This window comes from Vogesella mureinivorans (assembly GCF_007644035.1).
Taxonomy (GTDB): domain Bacteria; phylum Pseudomonadota; class Gammaproteobacteria; order Burkholderiales; family Chromobacteriaceae; genus Vogesella; species Vogesella mureinivorans.
The window spans coordinates 1-476 of record NZ_VMTV02000846.1 but is presented as its reverse complement, the minus strand read 5'-3'; the positions used below and the strand labels follow the sequence as shown (position 1 = coordinate 476).

The 476-nt window shown below is 64.3% G+C and carries 1 protein-coding gene; it reads right to left on the bottom strand.

Translation table 11 applies throughout. The annotated features are described in order from the left end of the window. The coding region (locus tag FLQ44_RS19900) for a hypothetical protein (RefSeq protein ID WP_206209012.1) at positions 1 to 476 on the bottom strand (476 nt) is incomplete at both ends.

Here is a 476-nt window from a genome sequence, read left to right as displayed (position 1 = left end):
TGCCCGTCGAACAGCCAAGCTTTTGCAAACCCCAGTAGCAGCCATGCCCCGCTGACGGGCGCCGGCCGGCCATCAATGATATCGAGCACGATGCGCGCCGTATGGCCGGCGGTTATCGTCACGGCAGCGTCGTCGGCGACGATCGGCATCCCATCCTCCGCCAAGGCCTCATACCTGCGAGGCCCAGGTTCCGGCGCTTTTGCGCCCTGTGCGTCGCACCAGCCGAGAAATGCCGCCCTTCCTGCTACGAACGGCGGGTCCCGATCGGGCAGACTAGTTGCGACCAGAGCTCCGATCCCACCTTCGAAGACCTCGGCCGAAACGAATGTTCGGACATTGGCGTCCGCGACCGCACCCAGAAACAGCGCCGTCGCCGCGTCGCCCGTGGCATCAACAATCACGTCGCAATCCGCCAGCAAAGCGACCTGCCAAGCGTGCATCTTCGCGGACCGTTGCCAGTTCAGGTTCTGATCGAC